This is a genomic window from Litorivivens lipolytica, from assembly GCF_014191715.1.
GTDB classification, from domain to species: Bacteria; Pseudomonadota; Gammaproteobacteria; order Pseudomonadales; family Spongiibacteraceae; genus Litorivivens; species Litorivivens lipolytica.
Genome location: NZ_JACHWY010000004.1, coordinates 1 through 15,736 on the forward strand (window position 1 = coordinate 1; position 15,736 = coordinate 15,736).

The following is a 15,736-nucleotide window of genomic DNA, read 5'->3' on the forward strand; positions in this document are numbered from 1 at the left end:
CAGGCAAAAAAGGAAAAGCTGCGCCATAATCTGGCGTAATCGGGTGGGTCAATTTTAAATGCAATTCCCGGGTCAGTTTTAAGTGCAAATCAACAAATGTGAAACCCCTAAGGGCCTTGTTATTAGCGATAAGCCTTGTGGGACTGACGCAACACAGATTGATATAAAAAAGCCAACTTCTTCCGGCATTGGTATGACCGCTGAAGGTGACTGGTCGAAGGTGACTGCGAGCAACAAACGTCGAGAATTGCAGCGCAAAATCTCTGGCCGAGAAGAGGCGATAGCCCGTCTCGAAAGGCAGCGAGAAAGAGAGCTCAGGATACTACGATCAAAACGGCGGAGAGCTGCAAACAATCTAGCTGGCGCCACATGGGAGCAAAGCATCGCGACCGAGATGAACGCTGTCATCGAAAAATATAATGCCCTGATTGAAGGCGAGCGTGCCGAAATAGCTTATCTACGCGAAAGACTTCGCGATCTGGATGTGTGACCATAGTGCGAAATAAACTAAACATCTAGCATGCACTTGCGTGTGCACGAGGGGAGATAGATGAGATTGACGGCAATATTCGCTATTTTGCTTGCGACGCTTTTTCAAAGCAGCGACTTGTTTGCGGTAGAGATTGTAGATGAGCAAGTGAGCCCAGTCACACTGAACAACATCGAGTATGACGAGCCGATCACCGTTTGGCCTGTGAGCAAGCACCTCGTCATTCGTCCTCAGAAGTCGTGCATCGAAACCAAATCATTCGGCGTTTTTACTCAGCGAAAGTGCGTTTTCTTGATGCATCTCACGCACCACTATACGGACGGCGACGCGCATACTCAGTCTAAATTTTCACCGAAGATGCGGGCTGGCAAAGGCATGGTTGAAGCCATTCGGGGCGGGAACCGCTACACAGACTACTCTCGCGGAGCTCAGCAAGTCATGGCTCTTGCTTCTCTTAACGCGCACAAACATGGGCCAAATGACGAGCAGATCATCTTTGCGACGCTGGCCGAATCCAACAAGCCGATAGTCCGCGTGAGCGGCATGTACTACGACCTTGATGTCAATGTCGAGCTACTTGGCTTCCACGAGCTAGCCACAAAATGGTTAGAAGAATCCCAATAAGGCCAGCGACATTTATAAGAGAACCACATGCGGGGATCACAACTGCGGCGGCCTGAGTTCCGTCCTAGCGAAGTATAGGTCGGAGAGCGGCCACCCATCGCTAGAAGTCTTATTTTCGCTGCGCGAGCGCAATACTCCCCCGCTAATATCACCAGGAATGCACCAAGTTCAACAGAGATGCCCTGCGCGATCGCCGTCGATGTTCGTTTTGCTTCGGAGGCTTCAGCTAGCTTTGATTCAATTTCGGGCTTGATCCCGTTCGCTCCAAGTGTCATGGCGACCCATTCACTTGCTGATGTTTGGATAGCTGATAGGGATACTCGCGTGAACCCGCCTTAGCTTTTCCCAGCGCTGCAATCAGTCCAGCTATGACGATGAGCACAATAGCAATGAATAAGATGTCCATATCGTTTCTCAATGTGCCCGAAAGGGGCTTCAGTAAAACTTGCGCATGCGCAAGCTCGGTCTATGGGACTCGCCCTCAACTGCTGGGTGGAGTCCTTTTTCTCTCCAGTCGCCATACCGAAACTACGCCAATGACGGCCATTAGGGCTATGAACACAGCCTTCCAACTTGAAAGGCCGCTCGCTACAGCTTTTTCCGTTCGAGCATCGCCAGTCTGGGCTTTCGCTTTGGAAGCACTGACACTATTAACACCGTTGGCTTTAAAGGTGCTGGCGACCCACTCACTAGCTGCAGAGCGTGTCCACTCCAAGCCAGACTCTTCCCCATACACATACATGAAAACCATTCGATCATTGATCAATGCCGTCGTAACCGTCGCCGCGACCTTGGTCTCTTTGGTACCACTCTCAATAGCCATATCGTAGCTGTTCATCATGCTATGGCTGAAGTGTGAGTCGCTTTCTTCGTGCGCAGGATAAAACTCCATGCCGTTCATCGAAACGGAGACATCAACCCCAGAGTCCTGTGAGAGCTCGCCGCTCACCTTGACCATGTTCGCGTCCATGTCCGGCTGTATCTTTGCATAGGCATCAGCATAGTGTTCCCTCAGGAACCGTGCACTTGCCTGCAAATGCTCCGGCAATATTTTTCGGTCTTCGTAACCGGCAAGGGTTTGGACGGCATACCAGCGCTCCATGACGGGCATCTCTCCGGAAACTACTGCTTCTTTGTGTTTTTCCGGCACAAAATACGTCAGAAATCGATTGCTCTCGGCGACCATTATCGTCGCGAAACGGTACAACGGCTGCATATTTGGGGTTACCTGGAAGTAGCCCGGTGGCGTGGCAATCTCGATTCGCTTCTCACCGACCTGAACGGTCACATTTTCTTCTTCAGCATGCGCCTGTCCGAACAAGCCCAAAACGATCATTGCCAACGTGACAAAAGGCGCTCGAGGGGTTCGATAACTTTTCATACCCTTAATTCCCCAACTTCTTCCAATTCCAGTCCGCATGTTGCAAATACGGCACCTGACTATAAACTGTACACATATACACTACTGGTGACGAGTATGGATGCAAGCCTAATTCCAGATATTCTCGAAAGCGCAGAACGTCTGCTCGCTCTCAACTCCCACTTTGTTGCGCTGGCACAAAAGGACTCACTGCCCGTTTGGCTGCCCGAAGAGGTTCAGATCCCTCCAGGCAAAGACGACCGCTCTGTTGCCATTGAGGCGATAGCCCCCCTCTGGTTTGACGACAACTTCGTCGCGCCGCGGTCAGGTATCCTCTGCGCGAGTCCAGAGACAGTTGCGGCCGCCCGTGAGCTGAACACCGCAAAGGAAGCCTTCCAAAGCGCTGTCGTTGCCTTCCGGCAATCATCTGGCGATCTCGGTACCAGCAAGCGACGCACCGCCGACAAAACCAGCATATCCCGTTTGATGGGACAAATACTGGACACATCAGCTTCACGGTCCTCCGATCTCTCTCGCGTGCTTCAGCGAATGGATCTCTCCCGGCTCAATTTGGTTTCCGCGTATCGCACAGTCCGAATACTGCATCCCGAAACTAAAAGCGTCCGCTGGACATGGGCCCGGCGGCATAGCGAGGTGTCCTCTGTAACACTTGAACAGGCTCGTATTCTTGCAAACGAGTTATCCTGCCGTGCCGCACGCGATACAGCACTGCGACTTTTAGCGGACTTAAATGCGGGCGAAAAACTTGCATACCGGAAACCAATAAAACCACAACTACGAGCAAACCTTACGTTTACTGATCAGGCTAGAAAGCGCCAGCAGATCATAACTCCATCGGTTATTATTATGGACGGTTGCGCTCTTCCAGCTATAAAGTGGCCAGGCGGTGCTGATGATTCACCTGCACGCGCAAAGAGATCTGATATTTGTCTAAGCGGTAAACCATACATTAATTCTTTGAGCCTTTATCGCTATCAAAATTAGACATCAACCCAAAGAACGCCTGCCAGTAATTGCCCTTGATATCGGAAACGGTATTACTAACTACGCAGCTCTGTAGACAGAGAACTCCTATGGCGCGATGGTTATTTAGGTTGATTCCGCTATCCTTTCAGCCGTAGTAATCACGGGCGACCGAAACTAGACGAGTCCTCATAACTAAGGGCTCAAGCCGAACTCATACGCCAAGATTTTCCGACAGATACAGTCAAGCACGAATTAGCTATTTTGCCATAGCCTTCGTTCAACCTATGTTGAGCGAAGGAATTCTTAAATAAAATAATCGCAGTCGGAATTATGAGAAATGCAGCTAGCCATCACCTATATTCCTGCTGCGCTTGATGCAAGCCATCGAAAAATCTCGAATATAGAGGGCAACTTCATACACTTTATTGATTTGGAAGTGTGGCGAGTAAAACCATAGCAAGCTTGTAGCTTTTCAGTAAAGTTACGGAAATACTCTACCCTCCTGCTATATCAAACGTGTGTCAAGCTCACCGGCCTTCTTTTCTATCCTATAGAGCAGCTCCGCTGTCGAGGCGCCAGAAGCTTTGTATTTTTCTTGTAGAACGCTTGCTACGATAGACTCAGCTATAGAGGCAGCATAACTATATATCGAATCTTTAACTACCTTGTCTAGAGAACCTCCTGAGAGTAGAAGCCGTCGCAATGACTGCTCGCCTTCACGGACTGCTTTTAAGTGATGATTCGCAGTATACCTAAAGCGCTCCTTGGCCACCTGTTCACCAACTAGCGCATAAAACGACTGCTTCCGCATGTCTCTCAGATAACGAATCGGTTCCGCCCAAGCCTCATTGGTCAGAGCCATCCCACCGCTTTGGTCTAACCGCACAAATTCATCAACAAATCCCGCTAGATAACAGGCCGGTGCTGATTTGATAGCAAGGTGTAAGTAGCACCCCATGTTCGCCACCCAATAGTAAAACGGGACAATCACAGTCCCTGCCTTCTCTTCAGCCATTAGGACACTACGAGCTGCGTCCATGTACTTAGCCATAATCCGGCCCCGTTGCCGCATAATGATCATCGCTGCCGAATGAAGATCACCAAAATGATACTGGATTGCGCCGCCGTTCGATGATCCAGCGTCTTGCAAAATATTAGCGCCCCTCGCTCCATCATATCCGAAGATAGCAATATGCTTTTCGATGGCGTGGAGCAAGCGAGAACGCGTGGGCGCATTTTGATAAATTTCGTTGATAAGAGGTTGTGGTAGTTCATCCACGCTCTATGTACCATCCGATATTATTAAGCTCCGCTTTAGCATCTTGATACGCGTTGAACACTTCGTCAGACACAGGTTTGAATTCTTCCCTGAGGATTCCTGCAGCAATAGCGTTGGCGCATTCTCTTGCCTGCCTATCTAATATAGGAATAAGCATATCAATCGGCTCCTTTTGGGCCCGGCCTCGTAATTCAGCTTCGAGTCTAGTGGCTCCAGCATGGGTAAATATTAGGGCATGACGGGAACGCCTGTGCGTTTTCGCCATGCCTATGACCTCGGCTACTTTCTGCTGTAACCACTCATGCTGAGCACACAGCTCAATTACCCAGGGTCGATGCTCCTCGGCCAGGTCCTTAAATTCTATTCTAGCCTCATGCAATGATCTCAACATCTTTGCGTGATACGGCGCTGGCATTGACCGTTCAACAATAAAGGCCTTTGCAAAGATCCTCACTGCGATATAGTCTGCCAAAGATGGCGGCGAAGTCTGCTGCAATCCCGTAGTTAGCCAAGAAGTCATCTTCGCTAATGCATGATAGCGATACAGGATCACAGCAATTAAGAGCTGGTTCCTATTTTTAAAATGGTATCTCAACGCAGATGGGCTAGTGGCTCCCGCGTCTTCTACAATATCCACATCCATCATGCCGGCAATACCGGCATTAGCGATTTCTTTTTCAGCGGCAATTATTAGCCTCTCTTTCGTCGGAAGAGAGGCATATAGAAATTTTGTCGGCGGGGGGGATGACACAGCGACAGCCCTAGCTTGGGACAGTAGAATATAGCGGATGCGTCCCCAGTTTAAAAGTTGCTCACCTTTCGGCGCACTTCTTTGGTGCGCGCAATGCAATATCCCGTTCTTTCTATTCCCTACTAAATAAATTCGCCTAGATTAACGCCGGAGGACTCTTTTATGTGGAATCTAAAATCGGGGGGCGCAGTGCCTAGCTCGTCATTCATTATTTCGAGCATCTCGGCCTCTCCAATAGCCGATAAGCACGGTTTTTTTAGTATACCGGATGTAACGAAACTAACGAATTTTACGAGTAATTCGTCAACATTAGCCAACGCTTTCGCGTGGCCTTCATAGTCACATACTTTCATAGCCTGCTCTTCAATGCCTGCTAATCCAGGAGCTATCGCAGGTTGAGCTATGAGCATACTGGTCATAGCCCCGTCAACGCCAAGCTCATTGGAAAGAGCTTTGACCAGCGTTTCCATAACTCGCTGAGCTGGAGCAGCCCATTCTTCTGATACAGCCTTTTCATACCCCGTGAGGTTGTAGCTGTTGAGTCTTTGCACAAATCTGGCGTGATAACTTTCAGGTAAGGATAATTTAACTACAGCAACGGTTGGAGCAAGTAATAGAAACAGCAGGTCGAACAGCCCCGCTTCTTCCAATCCTCTTATACGCTCGTAACGTGCTATGAGACGTCCCCTAAACTGGTTGATCGCAATGTTTCTAAAGTTGCGAGCCTCTTGAACAGCATTATCGCGAGTCTTGAAGTAATAGTTCACAACCGCACTGTTCGCCTGCCCTGCAAGTCTTGCTATATCAGTCGCCGAAGGAGTATCTAGTTCGGAAAGTGCAAAGGCCTTTTCAGTAGCAACAAGGATTTTTTCTTCAGTCGTCAGTTGAGCATCTCTTCTTGCTGGTGGGGACATAAGCAGGGAATCCTCTAACTTTGCCGTTTGGCATAGTCTACTACCAAGCCCGCTAAAGTTATAGTTTAGGCCCCCATATATTAGGAGGCCTAAGACTTACTTATCCCCCAAAGTGTATACGGACACCGATGCCAATAAGATCAAAATCATCGCCATCGACGTCATAGCGGGTAAAGTCGGCCGTTAGTTGAACCGCCTCTGACAGTGAGAATGCAGCGCCGAACCCGTAGTAGGAGTCATTACCGTCATCATCGCCGCTACCGCTCAGACTATTATTGGTAATGCTGACTTCAGCGTCCCATTGAAGCAGGCCCAAGCGGCCATACAGCTCTAGGCCTGGTTGGACCGGGGCAATGAAGTTTGCGCCAATTGTCAGCCCAGTGACCTCAATCTCTGAGTTAACGCCGCCGGCGGACCATACGGCCCCACTGCCGTCTGAAGTTGCGTCAGCATCGAGAGTGCCGAAATCGACTCGCTGTATTTCAAAGCCAACATTGGCCGTCGCCCGGTAACCGAATCCAAAGACAAGCGCGTTGCTGCTGTCATCGACGTCAACATTGCTAATCTGGCTGCCGTCGCTGATTGCGCTCTTGTAATCGCTTTCAGAAAAGTCGATGTTAGTGGTGCCTATTTGCCCTGCGGCATAGAAAGACCCCACCTGCGCCATCGCTCCGCTCGACGCTACCAGCGCTGAGACCATGATTCCTTTGATGATTTTCTTCATTCAAACCTTCCTTTTGCTAGTGGTGATAAGTGACTTTGTGTCGAAGGGCCGTTAGTCGAAGGGCAAGCGCACACCAGTTGTCGCCCGCGGCTGCTCCGCTTTAGGGCGGCTCTTCTTCTTTGGGGCGGTCTTAGCCGCGCGAAGAATCATGCCTTCTGTGAAGCTTCCTTTGCTGGCAGGTTTGGCATAAGCGAGCTTGGGGTGAACTTCGGTAACCTTAATCGTACCGACATAGGATTCTTCCCCTCCCAGGGACTCACCGGTATACGGATCAATGATTGGTTCACCGACGGTAAATGCATCGTAGTGATCACCAACCGAGATGCTTCGACCACCGGCATTGATCACCAGCGAATCACCGCTTACCTTAACGATCCGCTTCGGAAAAATACGCTCTACCGTATCCGCAATGGCTTTTTTGGCAACATATGCAATCAGCGAGTCGACATTGCCTTTTGTCGTGTACCCAGAGTATTTTTCCGAGAACTTAATCTCGCCGGTAGCCGCCGCGATAACCTTCAATCCGATTGAAAACGTGCCCTTGCGGTAGTGCTTTGTCTGACCGGTAACTTGCGTCGTCTCACTCCAGGTCCGGCCATCGGCACCGGTGATCTCACTGATAAGAAGATAGTCGGCACCCAACATACGTCCGGCCTTCGCTTTTTCTTCGCGTGAGGTCGCATCCGACGTGATCAAAGCGAGCTCGTTTCCAATATGATCCAGCTCCTGCCGAGACAGGACGGCGAACTTGCGGTACTGAACGAGCTCGCGCTCTAACGCACTGTTCACTCTCCCCGCTAGATCGTGGCCGGAATACACACCAAAAATGTCATAGCGGCTGCGATTGTGGTCGGTCTTGAGCAGAGCCATGCGGCTTCGCGAGGAGGACACAGGTGCGTCATAGCGGTAGACTCGCACAAGGAGCTCTGCTGCGTAGCCTTTGTCCACTCGCTCCATCGAGAGGATTTCGTAGCTGTGGATTTCACCGCTGGTTTGCGTCGCGGCGCTCTGCTCGGAGGTCATTTCCATATCGACCTCTTCTCGCTCGCCTTTTTCGTTGCTCGCTGCAGCCGTAACGCTATGAGTCCGCGTTGATTGGGAAGACTTCAGCGTAGTGCCGTTGACCTGCGCCACAGCAGCGGAAAGCCCCTCTCTCACGGCTTCTGACTCAGAGCTGCCAAATCCCTTGGCTCGGACTTCAACCTGTTGCGTACCTGCCGCATTGGCAGCCAGAGATACGACCAAGCAGCCCAGACCGACCAGACTGGTTAACCACCGCTTTGGCGATTGTGAATTGCTCGCTGCGAACATTACCAGTCCTCCTGAATCCGCGGATTTGAGGTGACATTGCCAGTTGCCGTCGCCGAGCTCGCTCTCGCTCCTTGACGATTACCGCCGGACGTCTTGCCCGCTTGAAAAGCTTCGGCCGTTTGAGCACGGAAGTTCTCAGCAGAGGACAACATGCTTGGGCTCCACGCGTACGCGGTCAGATAAAAATCTACCCCAGCGGCTTCATCGCTCACCTTCTTGGCGTAGAGCTTCGAAGCGCCCTTCAGTTTGAGAACACTCTGCGTGTTAAAGTTCTGATTCAGCTGACTGATCACCACGCTTTCTTGCGCTTGGCTAATCGTTTCCGAATCACCTTCAATGCGCTTCTTAACTTGAACATGCGTGTCGTCGCGCACACTCTGGTTCAGCGAATGATCCAAGCTCATATTCGCAAACCGGGCCAACTCACGCGCAGCGTTGTTCTCGGCCATCTTTCGCTCAGATTGCATGCGGTTACTGTTCAGTATGCTCGAACCGCCCGATTCGCTAGCTGGCGCCAGACCAAAGCCAATGACTGCCCACTCGCCGTTTGACAGCTTTGTCATACGAGTACCGACCATGCCGAGCATTGATCCTGGCTGGTTGCTCATTTGCTCTTGAATCCACTGGGCGATCTCAGCACGCGCACCAGGGTTTGTCTGAGCTGCACCACGTTGACCACTGAGCACACCAGCGACTTCTGCCGTATCAGGGGAAAGGCCAACGACCACCGCCATCTGTCCGTTATGGACTGCTGTTTGCACAATCCGCGCGCCTGAAAAGGCGTCAGAGACAGAACGCGAGAGAACGTCAGTGATGAGTCGGCGATCAACTGTCGAAGAGCACTCGATAACCGAGTCCAGCTTACGCTTCTCTGCCTTCTCCTCGTCGGACGTAGTGAAATTGCGAATCGCACCCTTTACGACATCCAGAAAGGACTCGTCCGCTTGAGCGGCTGCTTTTGCAGCTTTGTGGTCACTTTCACAGCTTGCCAGCAAGGCTTCTGCGGGACCGCCGGTGGAGGTCGTTTGAATACCAGTTTCCGCAGCGATTAGATCTGCACCAAGCTCATTGGCCAGCTGGGTATAGGCTTGCGCAAGCGCAAACTGATAGGCGGTATTTATGCTCGTAACATAGGCAGTGCTGCCCTGCGCACCGGCAATGCCGGCGACACCATAGGCCAAGCGATAGTTCTTGCCGCGCTGGAGGAGCTCATTCTCCATCTCGATCTTATAGGCATCGAGCGCGTCATAGAGATCAACGCCTTCAGCCAGATTCAGTGTGGCAGCGTTTACGGCGCCTGCCATACCAAGGGCCACGAACGCGACCGCCCCAGAAAATGCTTTTCGGATAGACATAGAGCTACTCCCTTACCAGCTGACTGTTTTGCTTGATCCGCGTTTTACGATGGGCGTCTCGCCCTCCCAAATTGCCAGACCGGTGTTGATGTCAGTAAGGGTAAGCTGGAAAGAGTATTCAACCTGTGTTTGGCCACGACCCATCGCATGGTTACGCTGCATGATCTTCCCGGAAAGGGACAAGTCAGGTGCCTGCAGTGAGCGCTTTCGTGCAACACGGCTCTGGTCGAATTCATCATTGCCGCGCAGTTCGCGCGCGGCATAGGCCATCTGGTCTTCTGGACCATTAAGGCCAACTGCGGTTGTTACAACAACCTTGCCCGAGTTGAGCAGTTCAATTCGAATCTTCTTAATCAGCTGATCGGTATCGATACGCTGCATGGTGTCGTTAATTACGCGGCTCACCGCCATCACATAGCGACCACCATTCGGATTAGTCACAGCACCGGTGGCGAGCATCGATTGAACAGACTCCGCTGCCGCTTTCTCAAAATCACGGTACTCCAACCCCATAACCGTGCCAGCAGTATCGTTGCTAGTGTCGACCAGCTGCACGCCTTGAGAAGCGCAGCCTGTAATGGCTACTGTAAACAGCAATATTGATAGAATTTTTTTCATTGGTTGTATCCCCACTTGTTTATTTCTTGAATTTCAATTCGATAGTCCGCTGCTCTGGGTCCCGGTGAAACCGACGTAAGCTCGATGAGTTGACCCGGTTTAACCAATCGCTCTTGCCACTTCCCAAGCAGCGTTTTAATCGGCTGGCCGTCAGCGGTATACCAGAGAACCCGGTAATTCAGCTTAAGGTCCATCAATGCCGTCGACTTCGCAGACAACATCACCTTCATGCCCTTGTCTGAGCTATACCATGACCTAACATCGACAATCTGCAAGCCCTTACCGCCGTAATTAACATGCGCGGCCCATGGCTCATTCGCATGTGACATTTGTCGATTGCTGGTAACCGGCGAGGCACAAGCAGTCACAAAGAGGGCGCTAATTATCAGTAGAACAATTCTCTTCATTTTGGCGGCCCTTACAGTTCGTAGACTTCAACCAGCGGATATGATGCCGGTGTGGGTTGCTTGATATAGACGAAGGAATTCTTCCCTGCTGGCAGATAGATTTCGCGTGATTCTCCGTTGCCATATGGAATGCGGAGTATTTCTTGTCCTTGATCCGCCGAAATCTTCGCGACCGCCCACTTCTCCGGCGTAGATCGCCAAATTCGCGTATCCGCAGATGTGCTCGCCGCCGAATACGCCATGCCCAGCAGAGAACCCATCGGACCCATGCGATCGCCCATTTCTTTCTGGATCAGCGCCTTGGCACCAGCAGATACTGCGGCGCGAGCCACGGTTGGAGGCATGCGCTTCTTGTATTCAGTACGGAGCACCTTCTCCATGGAAGCTAACGGGGCGAATTCAAGTGGTTTGCCATTGACGACCACACTGTTTACATCGACAACCCCGTTACGGTCTGTCATTTCTGGCAGCGCAAGATTGATCATCACAGGCTGCCCATTCATGCTGGCGAGCCACGGCATAGTGATTTTTTTCTCTTTGTAGATGGGACCCAGGCCGGCCTCGAACACGACCCAACGGTAATGACCATCCCCGCCAATCGAGCTAGTCTGGCGCAGCGCCATGAGGTCTGTGTCGATAACCGGATGCTCGCCAGTCATACCGCGAACACGCTTCATGAGCGTTTCGGCTTTTTCGATATCTGCGTTTTGACCACCGGCCAAGAAAAGCGCATTAACATAGGCCACTGCCGGATTCACAAAATCATCGTAGACTTCCCACTGATCTATGCCGGGGAAATGCTGCGACAGAGCGCTATCCACTTGCTCATTGGAATTTTCTACGCCCTTCTCCGCGGCTTCTTCTTGTGCCTTCGCAATGTCTTTTGCGTAACGCTCAACCGCGATTCGCGCGCGATCATTTGCACGATTGAATTCGACGCGGGCATTATCGGGCTCGCCCTCACCCCAGAATGCCAGGGCTTTGTAAAAGTTGGTCAAAATACGCTCTGAGGGCGGTGGATCGTATGATCGCGCAGAGTCATTTAGTAGCGCCGCACCGATGCTCTCGCCAATTTTGGCGCCAACGCTTTCCGTATCTTCATTTGCGAATAGCCCTTCCACTGCATCGTAGTGAGCGATCGCACGGCGATAGTTGCCCATTAGGCGCCAGCTCTCGCCGGCCTCTAAGTGCATCAGAATGCTCTTAGGGGTTGCTGCCACCGGCAATAACTTTCCCGTTTCTTCATCCCGCAGATCTAAAGCACTTTCCACGGCGTAAACCACACCTTCATACCGACCATTCTGGTAGTGGCTGTCGAGGTCTTGGACCATTGTGGATGTGTCATAAGTCGCGCAGCCGGTCGCGAGTAGCGCCCCGCTCAGCGCAATTGCTGGCATTGCTTTACGTATGGCCTTCATGATGTATTCCCCCATCAAGTTTTCTTCTACTAGTTCTGTCCACATGTTAGAGCAGACCACACGAACTCAAACTCTGCACTCTGGTAGTTTTCTCCCCTTTTGGAGCACCGCCGATTTGCACTGACCTTTCCCCCAATTTTAGAACCATGGCCACGATGAGATTTCCAGTTAACCTAACGGGATGGAGATCTCAGCATGAAGAAGCGACACAGCGACGAGCAAATCATCAAGGCCATCAAAGAGCATGAGGCCGGAGCCAAGGTTGAAGACATCTGTCGTAACCTGGGTATTTCAAACGGCGCTTTCTATAACTGGCGCAGCAAGTTCGCAGGCATGGAAGTCAACGAAGCCAAGCGATTACGTGAACTGGAAAGCGAGAACGGCAAACTCAAGAAGCTATTGGCGGATAAGCTCCTTGAAGTTGAAGCAATGAAGGATGTGCTGTCAAAAAAGTGGTGAAGCCCGCCGGTCGCAAGCAGGCAGCCAAGCACATGATCGTAGAACATCGCATCAGTGAACGAGCCGCCTGGCGGTTAGCGGGCATCAGCCGAACGGCGTATCGCTATCAGGCCAGACCAAGCAACGACGGGGCTCTGAGAGCCAGGCTAAAGGAATTAGCTGTTGAGCAGTCTGCTTATGGCTATCTGTTGTTGCATGGCCTTCTTAAGGCGGAAGGACTGGTGGTTAATAGGAAGCGTACGTACCGGATTTACACCGAAGAAGGCCTTCAGGTACGCACCAAGAAGCGGAAGAAGCTACAGCGCCCAAGGCTGCCAATGGAGGTGCCTCTGGGTGTTGATCAGCGCTGGTCGATGGACTTTGTGTCAGACCAGTTGACTAATGGACGACGCTTCCGAGTGCTCAATGTCGTTGATGATTATTCCCGCGAGATGGTTGGCCAGCTGGTTTCCGTGTCGATAAGTGGACGGCAAGTTGCTCGCTTTTTTGGTCAGTTAATCGAGGCTCGCGGTAAGCCGAATACGATTATCTGCGACAACGGCACCGAATTTACCAGTAAGGCGATGTTCTTCTGGAGCCAGGAATCAGGCGTGAAACTTGGATTCATACAGCTTGGAAAAACTACGCAGAATGCTTTTGTAGAAAGCCTGAATGGAAAGTTCAGAAACGAGTGTTTAAACCGTCATTGGTTCCGGTCAATGGAGGAAGCCAGAGTCAAGATCGATCAGTGGCGGCACCACTACAACCACGTTCGACCACACAGTTCTCTGGACTATCTGCCACCTGTTTTATTTACAAATCAGGCAGCATAACTTTTGGAAAATCTCATCAGAGCAGTGGTACTAACTCTGGGGAAAGGTCAGGTCACCGGAGATTTAATACTCTGGAACCTTCAGGCTAGGTGCTTAGCAATGACACAAGCTCACATCAGTGGAGCCGCGAGAATACTTCCGGGGGCTTTGCAATGAGCAACAATGGCGTCAGGGTTTTGAGGCTCTCGACGTCCCTGTTTCTAATCTTGCACCGTACGTAGACATGACAACCATGTCGTTGTAACTAAACTTCACCTTTATTGTATTTCCGAATTTCGTTGATTCCATGGAGAATTTCCTCACCGATATCTCGTTCAGCCATTACATGGGAGATCATGGATGTTTCAAGCAGTGGTGGCATACGATTAAAAAGAGAAATCTCTTTTTTCCAAGAACTCAATAAATAGCCGATGAGGGTATATTACCCTCCCCTGCCGGCTTTCTTTCCAATACAGATTAAACTCAATGAGTGCGAGTTTAATCTGTTCTATATCAGAGCAGATAGACAAAGCAGGAAGGAGTACCTCCAAAGGAGGGCAATAGTTCCCACTGCTATCGTAATCATTCGATTCGCCAGCTTTTTCGAAGTTAAATTCTTTGTCTAGATATCTATCTAGAGCTTGCGCTATTTCTGTTAACGAATAGCCCTTGTCAATAAGCTCTTTTACTTGTGTTAACAAAAGTTGTTCCTCGATCGAGTATGCAAATTACTCATTTACTGTACTTGCCATAATAGAGTTATTTGAAATCCTTGTATTACTTGGGAGGTCGCAACCCATTGATATTAAAGCATATATTTATTTTTCAGTCACATCTATGTCTGTCCTTAGTCCGGCTTACGTCATAGCGTTGTCCCAAATATTTGGCAAGTGTCATCACTTTTCTTGTGGATAACTTGGTCATGGTTGATTTTCGACCTTTTGGGGGAATCTACAGCTAGCAAGTTTACGATAAACAGAGCAATTGTTTTTTTTTTGTAAACTTTAATTTTTCATTGGCCCGCAGAAAAAAAAAGTGATGACACTTGCCTAAGTTAATAGGGAGTTTTGCCTGGATGAGCCGGTTTCCCTATTGGTGTGTATAGGTAGAAAGGGGTTAAAACAAAGGCTTTTGAGAGGGAGAAACGGCGCCACTGATTGTTGATGAGTCACCAACCAGCATCAAGCCTCCTCGTTTGTCTGCAATGATTGGTAGAGAGATTCCCTCGTTTTTCAATGCCTCTAGTGCCATCAAAGCGGCGTCAGCAGTTGAATAATGAGATTTAAATGCCGGAGTAAATTGGTCGTGGAAGTCCTTCCAGCTCAGTCGGATAACTCCTTGGGAATCATTTCGAAGGCTGTTTGCCCTATACGCGGCCCAATGAACTAAGTCGTAAGCCAGCGGATTTTCCATTTTCGCCAGCTTCAGTTGAACTTCACGATCTATAGGGACAGCGTGTTTTTTTGCGAGGTTCGAAAAGTAAGACGAGAAGGTCAGCTGGATTCCTTCCGACTTTATAAAATCTTTATGTCCCCAGTAGACGGCCCTATGAACTATCCCCATGGGTTCTACAGAGGTAAAGGGCATCGATGGCCTCCCCTCCTCTTCCAGTGTTCCCCTCCCAACTATATGGATAGTGGCATTGATCCAGGAGATTAGACTTTCTACGTATCTGGTAACGCTGCCCCTCTTCCCGCCAACAGCAGGAATATCAAATAATTCTTCTACGAACCTCGTTTTAATTGCGGGTAGATTTATAACCTCTCCTTCTTCACTTTGTAAGGCCAATGTTGTGAGTAGTGACAATACCTGCCGCCCTGGGATCCCATAAGGAAGCTTTACTTGGTCCCGACTATTCTTTGCCAGAGGCATGCTGATAGTCGTTTCATAGACTTTTGATGAAGTTAGGTATTGGGTTGCTGCGCCTGGATTCTGAGCTGGTATGCCAGAGTGTATTAACGGCGCGGGGACGAACCAGAGTTCCATGCTCCGATTGCCATTTTTGGCAATGACCTTGTCATAAATTTCAAAAGCAAGCGACCCAAGTTTTTCCCGCTGGCCTGGTGCCATTAACCGAAAAATGTTTTCCGGTAGGGCTTCGAACCCGTGCCGTGCTATGACGTTTGCGACGTCTGCGGCGGACATTCCTTCAGCTTTAGCGTCGTCAACCTCATTTCTGGATTTAAGCAGCGCTAAAAATGCGGGTTCTTCTTGGATAGCCATACTTTTTAGTTTACCTTTTTTCTAG

General features: G+C 50.2%; 16 protein-coding genes. 4 read left to right on the top strand and 12 right to left on the bottom strand.

The genetic code is table 11. From position 1 onward, the window contains the following. Nucleotides 1–82 precede the first annotated feature (82 nt). Both FHR99_RS15545 and FHR99_RS15550 read left to right on the top strand, forming a co-directional pair. Nucleotides 83–490: a hypothetical protein gene (locus FHR99_RS15545; RefSeq protein ID WP_183411658.1), complete on the top strand. Its 408-nt coding sequence runs from the start codon at nucleotides 83–85 to the stop codon at nucleotides 488–490. 60 nt (nucleotides 491–550) lie between these two features. Further along, nucleotides 551–1,114: a hypothetical protein gene (locus FHR99_RS15550; protein WP_183411659.1), complete on the top strand. Its 564-nt coding sequence runs from the start codon at nucleotides 551–553 to the stop codon at nucleotides 1,112–1,114. A 481-nt stretch (nucleotides 1,115–1,595) separates the two neighbouring features. On the opposite strand, the gene FHR99_RS15555 is transcribed toward FHR99_RS15550, so the two are convergent. Beyond that, nucleotides 1,596–2,495 carry a hypothetical protein gene (locus FHR99_RS15555; RefSeq protein WP_183411660.1) on the bottom strand — a complete coding sequence of 300 codons (900 nt, stop codon included), beginning with the start codon at nucleotides 2,493–2,495 and terminating at the stop codon, nucleotides 1,596–1,598. 96 nt (nucleotides 2,496–2,591) lie between these two features. Here FHR99_RS15555 and FHR99_RS15560 point away from each other — a divergent pair, with 96 nt between their 5' ends. Further along, entirely contained in the window at nucleotides 2,592–3,479 is an 888-nt protein-coding gene (locus FHR99_RS15560) for a hypothetical protein (RefSeq protein WP_183411661.1), read from the top strand. 487 nt (nucleotides 3,480–3,966) lie between these two features. On the opposite strand, the gene FHR99_RS15565 is transcribed toward FHR99_RS15560, so the two are convergent. The 9 genes from FHR99_RS15565 to FHR99_RS15605 form a co-directional block, all read right to left on the bottom strand. After that, entirely contained in the window at nucleotides 3,967–4,740 is a 774-nt protein-coding gene (locus FHR99_RS15565) for a hypothetical protein (RefSeq protein WP_183411662.1), read from the bottom strand. Further along, complete coding sequence (locus FHR99_RS15570; RefSeq protein ID WP_183411663.1) at nucleotides 4,733–5,491, bottom strand: TetR/AcrR family transcriptional regulator; 759 nt, start codon at nucleotides 5,489–5,491, stop codon at nucleotides 4,733–4,735. The genes FHR99_RS15565 and FHR99_RS15570 overlap by 8 nt, the downstream gene beginning before the upstream one ends. 122 nt (nucleotides 5,492–5,613) lie before the next feature. After that, complete coding sequence (locus FHR99_RS15575) at nucleotides 5,614–6,405, bottom strand: hypothetical protein (protein WP_183411664.1); 792 nt, start codon at nucleotides 6,403–6,405, stop codon at nucleotides 5,614–5,616. A 100-nt stretch (nucleotides 6,406–6,505) separates the two neighbouring features. Then, nucleotides 6,506–7,129: an outer membrane beta-barrel protein gene (locus tag FHR99_RS15580; protein ID WP_183411665.1), complete on the bottom strand. Its 624-nt coding sequence runs from the start codon at nucleotides 7,127–7,129 to the stop codon at nucleotides 6,506–6,508. A gap of 51 nt (nucleotides 7,130–7,180) precedes the next feature. Further along, on the bottom strand, nucleotides 7,181–8,440 hold the full coding sequence (locus FHR99_RS15585) for a CsgG/HfaB family protein (protein ID WP_183411666.1): 1,260 nt from the start codon (nucleotides 8,438–8,440) through the stop codon (nucleotides 7,181–7,183). Beyond that, nucleotides 8,440–9,795 (bottom strand): hypothetical protein, encoded by a 1,356-nt coding sequence (locus FHR99_RS15590; RefSeq protein WP_183411667.1) that lies wholly within the window; start codon nucleotides 9,793–9,795, stop codon nucleotides 8,440–8,442. The genes FHR99_RS15585 and FHR99_RS15590 overlap by 1 nt, the downstream gene beginning before the upstream one ends. 12 nt (nucleotides 9,796–9,807) lie before the next feature. Next, entirely contained in the window at nucleotides 9,808–10,413 is a 606-nt protein-coding gene (gene lpoB / locus FHR99_RS15595; RefSeq protein WP_183411668.1) for a penicillin-binding protein activator LpoB, read from the bottom strand. After that, complete coding sequence (locus FHR99_RS15600; RefSeq protein WP_183411669.1) at nucleotides 10,410–10,820, bottom strand: DUF1425 domain-containing protein; 411 nt, start codon at nucleotides 10,818–10,820, stop codon at nucleotides 10,410–10,412. Before FHR99_RS15600 ends, lpoB begins: the two co-directional genes overlap by 4 nt. Nucleotides 10,821–10,831: 11 nt before the next feature. Then, on the bottom strand, nucleotides 10,832–12,238 hold the full coding sequence (locus FHR99_RS15605) for a COG3014 family protein (protein ID WP_183411670.1): 1,407 nt from the start codon (nucleotides 12,236–12,238) through the stop codon (nucleotides 10,832–10,834). A gap of 195 nt (nucleotides 12,239–12,433) precedes the next feature. On the opposite strand from FHR99_RS15605, the gene FHR99_RS15610 reads away from it, so the two are divergent. Further along, nucleotides 12,434–13,509 (top strand): IS3 family transposase gene (locus FHR99_RS15610; protein ID WP_183411671.1). Its coding sequence is split into 2 segments (ribosomal slippage): nucleotides 12,434–12,683 and nucleotides 12,683–13,509, totalling 1,077 coding nucleotides; the frame shifts between segments, so codons are not numbered across the junction. Between the two features lie 365 nt (nucleotides 13,510–13,874). Here the strand turns inward: FHR99_RS15610 and FHR99_RS15615 are convergent. Together FHR99_RS15615 and FHR99_RS15620 are read right to left on the bottom strand one after the other, a co-directional pair. Continuing rightward, entirely contained in the window at nucleotides 13,875–14,189 is a 315-nt protein-coding gene (locus FHR99_RS15615; protein ID WP_183411672.1) for a hypothetical protein, read from the bottom strand. 415 nt (nucleotides 14,190–14,604) lie between these two features. Next, nucleotides 14,605–15,711 (bottom strand): hypothetical protein, encoded by a 1,107-nt coding sequence (locus FHR99_RS15620; RefSeq protein WP_183411673.1) that lies wholly within the window; start codon nucleotides 15,709–15,711, stop codon nucleotides 14,605–14,607. Between the last annotated feature and the right edge of the window lie 25 nt (nucleotides 15,712–15,736).

Coding starts and splice junctions, on each gene's coding strand:
- FHR99_RS15580 (WP_183411665.1), bottom strand. CDS start 7,129: ATGAAGAAAATCATCAAAGGAATCATGGTCTCAGCGCTGGTAGCGTCG.
- FHR99_RS15550 (WP_183411659.1), top strand. CDS start 551: ATGAGATTGACGGCAATATTCGCTATTTTGCTTGCGACGCTTTTTCAA.
- FHR99_RS15585 (WP_183411666.1), bottom strand. CDS start 8,440: ATGTTCGCAGCGAGCAATTCACAATCGCCAAAGCGGTGGTTAACCAGT.
- FHR99_RS15555 (WP_183411660.1), bottom strand. CDS start 2,495: ATGAAAAGTTATCGAACCCCTCGAGCGCCTTTTGTCACGTTGGCAATG.
- FHR99_RS15620 (WP_183411673.1), bottom strand. CDS start 15,711: ATGGCTATCCAAGAAGAACCCGCATTTTTAGCGCTGCTTAAATCCAGA.
- FHR99_RS15590 (WP_183411667.1), bottom strand. CDS start 9,795: ATGTCTATCCGAAAAGCATTTTCTGGGGCGGTCGCGTTCGTGGCCCTT.
- FHR99_RS15600 (WP_183411669.1), bottom strand. CDS start 10,820: ATGAAGAGAATTGTTCTACTGATAATTAGCGCCCTCTTTGTGACTGCT.
- lpoB (WP_183411668.1), bottom strand. CDS start 10,413: ATGAAAAAAATTCTATCAATATTGCTGTTTACAGTAGCCATTACAGGC.
- FHR99_RS15560 (WP_183411661.1), top strand. CDS start 2,592: ATGGATGCAAGCCTAATTCCAGATATTCTCGAAAGCGCAGAACGTCTG.
- FHR99_RS15575 (WP_183411664.1), bottom strand. CDS start 6,405: ATGTCCCCACCAGCAAGAAGAGATGCTCAACTGACGACTGAAGAAAAA.
- FHR99_RS15605 (WP_183411670.1), bottom strand. CDS start 12,238: ATGAAGGCCATACGTAAAGCAATGCCAGCAATTGCGCTGAGCGGGGCG.